The sequence below is a fragment of the Kocuria sp. genome (assembly GCF_030536815.1).
GTDB lineage: Bacteria > Actinomycetota > Actinomycetes > Actinomycetales > Micrococcaceae > Kocuria > Kocuria gwangalliensis.
Genome location: NZ_JAUNPE010000185.1, coordinates 1 through 3,015 on the forward strand (window position 1 = coordinate 1; position 3,015 = coordinate 3,015).

At 63.8% G+C, this 3,015-nt stretch carries 3 protein-coding genes; 2 read left to right on the top strand and 1 reads right to left on the bottom strand.

The window, feature by feature from the left end; genetic code table 11:
- Positions 1–259: 259 nt before the first annotated feature.
- Complete coding sequence (locus tag Q4E95_RS11750) at positions 260–766, top strand: MarR family winged helix-turn-helix transcriptional regulator (protein ID WP_303383482.1); 507 nt, start codon at positions 260–262, stop codon at positions 764–766.
- A gap of 27 nt (positions 767–793) precedes the next feature.
- On the opposite strand, the gene Q4E95_RS11755 is transcribed toward Q4E95_RS11750, so the two are convergent.
- Complete coding sequence (locus Q4E95_RS11755; protein WP_303383483.1) at positions 794–2,122, bottom strand: CoA transferase; 1,329 nt, start codon at positions 2,120–2,122, stop codon at positions 794–796.
- 258 nt (positions 2,123–2,380) lie between these two features.
- Here Q4E95_RS11755 and Q4E95_RS11760 point away from each other — a divergent pair.
- Positions 2,381–3,015: MFS transporter (locus Q4E95_RS11760; protein WP_303383485.1), on the top strand; the 635-nt coding region annotated here is incomplete at its 3' end.

Genomic DNA, 3,015 nt, shown 5'->3' on the forward strand with positions numbered 1-3,015 from the left:
GCTGCGGGACGTGATCGAACAGGGCATTGTCCTGGTGCCCGGTTCCGCATGCTACTCGGACGGTCGACCCTCCGATGCCGTGCGATTGGCATTCTCCGGTGTTTCGCCGGTGCGGATCCGGGAGGGCGTGAAGCGGTTCGCGCGGATTCTGTGAGCCGCCTGCGCTTTACTGCTTTTCGGATCGCGTGGCCACACCATGGCCCACCAGGGTGCCGGCGGGGCTTGCTATTTTCCGTCGCATAAGTTAGGTTAACTAAATATGGATAAGACTCCCGATGCCGAGAGCCAGTCCCTGGGCCGCGCGCCCATTGAAAGTGCCGAAAAACTTCGAACGGCACTGCGTCACGGGGTGTTCTTCCTTCGGCGTTTGGACAACACGCGGGAGCTCACCAGTCAGCAGATCAGCCTCATGTCCATGTTGACAGACGGCGGGGTGCGCATGACGACTATTGCAGCGAACCTCGGAGTTCGCACGCCCACCGCAACCCAGAGTGTGGACCGCCTCATGAAGGCTGGCCTGGTGGAACGCCGGCCAGACCCCGCCGATGCTCGCGCGGTTCTCGTGAAGCTCACGCGCCGTGGCCACAACGTGATTGCAGCTGAAGACCGCCACCGCAACGAGGTGGTTGCCGAGGTTCTTGCGCGGCTGGATGACAAGGAACTGGCCGCGCTCGACGCCGCCATGCCCGTTCTCGAGAAACTCGCCAGCCCGCTCGGTGGCATGACGGGAGAGCACCAGCCCCGCCCAGGGGCTCGCGGAGACTGATCACCCGCCGGGGTGGTGGTGCAGTTCTTACGATCCTGGCGCGGTACAGAGTGTTCCATTCACTCGAGCGGGCACCGGGACGTACAGCACCTCGCCTTCGGCGCTATCCATGCTGGCCAGACATTGTGGGTCGAACCTCGTGTCCGTGAAATCTTGGATGTCGTGGACGTCATGCCCATCCGGTGTCGTGCTGAGCAGTGATCTCGCCGTGCGTTCGAGCGAGAGATCAGCCCTACCTGCTCGCCGCTGGGCGAGTAATACTAAAGCGGCGGCGGCCATGCCGTAACCCGTTGCATGGTCCAAGGCCTGAACAGGAAGTGCGCCTGGGCGCCACCCATGAACGGGATCGGCCGTGCGGTACAGATGAGCTATGCCCGTGGCCGCTTGGACAATGCTGTCGAAGCCCCGTTGGCCGGTCCGGGACCCATGGGGTTCCCAGGCGCTGAGATTCACGTGGATCAGGTGCGGGCAGGTGTCCTGCAATACCTCTTCGGTCAATCCCACGTTGTCCAATGCGCGAGGGCGATATCCCGTGAGTAGCACGTCTGCCGAGCGCAGCAGTTCCAGCAATTCTTCAAGACCCCGGGGATTTTTCAGGTCGGACGTGGTGCATCGCACCCCGAGATCGGTATCCAAATGTGCGTCGCGGAGTTCCGGGAGCTGGGGCGGGTCGATGCGATGCACATCGGCTCCGAGTGCGGCAAGGAATTTGGCGGCGGTCGGACCAGCAATGACCCGTGTCAGGGATATGACGCGCACGCCCTGTAGGGGGCGGTCATCCGATGAAATGCGGCTGAGCCGTCGGGTTAGCCGGTCTCGCAGAGCGAGGGAGATCCACGGTCCTGTTTCGGGCGCACGGTGCGCGGCCCATTCCGGCACGGTAGTCACTGCGGCCGCTATCCCCCCAGCCCTGACAATTCTCGATTCCGCTTCCTCGCTTGTCAGGACGTGCAGCGCGGGGGCCACGAGATCATCGCGGGAGACTTTCAATGCCAACCGGAGTCTTTCGGCATGATGCGGATAGTTCGCGTGCGTCCTGACCCACCCGTCGGCGGTCGGGAAAAAGCCGGAGGTCGCCGCAAAGCTCTTGACGGCACTGCCCGCCACCCGCAGGTGGGATATGGAGCCGAAGGACGAGGCGACGTCGTCGAAGGTCGCCGTCAGGTGAAGGTTCTGTCCGCGAACTGTCCTCGCGAATGCTTCCACCGCAGCGAGAGCCACACCCACCGAGGAGCGAGCGAGCCCCTCGACGTCCAGCGGGCCCTGCCACCAACCGCCAGGGCCGGTAATTGCGCGCGATGCCCGCGTGGCTAGTTCGGGATCGAGGTGATCGAGAGCGGTGAGGATGCCGTGCATGGCTGCTCTTTTCGCTGTCCGGGGTCCAGGAAGTGCTGGGTCATCAGCGTAGACCCACTCAACAGGCGAAGCGGGATGCGGAGCGGCAGCTCGCCACATTCTTTGCGGTATGAGACGAATTAAGTTAGCCTACCTAAATATAATTGCGCGGCACGGACCCGCACTTTTCGCGGCCGGTCCGCCGGGGCGCCACGCGTGAAGGCGACGTCCGTCCGCCACTGACCCCGAGCGCGCCATCACGCGCAGAACGGAACCGGAATGACCCCCGCAACGGACCAGTTACCCGTAGTTTCCCGCGAGCATGCCCGCGGGCATGTGGCAGAAATCGTGGGGGATGATCTCCAGCACGAAAAGTCTGCGCTGCTCCGTCAGCCGCTGGCGGTGTGGGCCGTGGCCGTTTCCTCCGTCTTCGCGTTCATGGGTATTGGCCTGGTGGACCCCATTCTCCCGGCGATCGCGCAGAACCTGCAGGCCTCCCCGGCGCAGGTGTCGTTGCTGTTCACCAGCTACTTTTTGATCACCGGCTTTGCCATGTTGATCACGGGCGTTGTGTCCTCACGCATCGGAGGTAAGAAGACGCTACTGATCGGGCTGGCCCTGATCATCGTGTTCGCCGCGCTCTCCGGGCTGTCTCCCACGGTGGGTGCGCTGGTCGGTTTCCGCGCCGGATGGGGTCTGGGCAACGCCCTGTTCGTCGCCACGGCTTTGGCGGTAATCGTGGGTGTGGCCTCCGGCGGGTCGTCGGTGGCCATTGTTCTGTACGAGGCCGCCCTCGGTCTCGGCCTGTCCTTCGGCCCGCTGGTGGGGGCGTTGCTGGGTGGTTGGTACTGGCGGATGCCGTTCTTCGGCACGGCCATTCTGATGGTGATCGCCTTTGCGGCCATTGCCGTGCT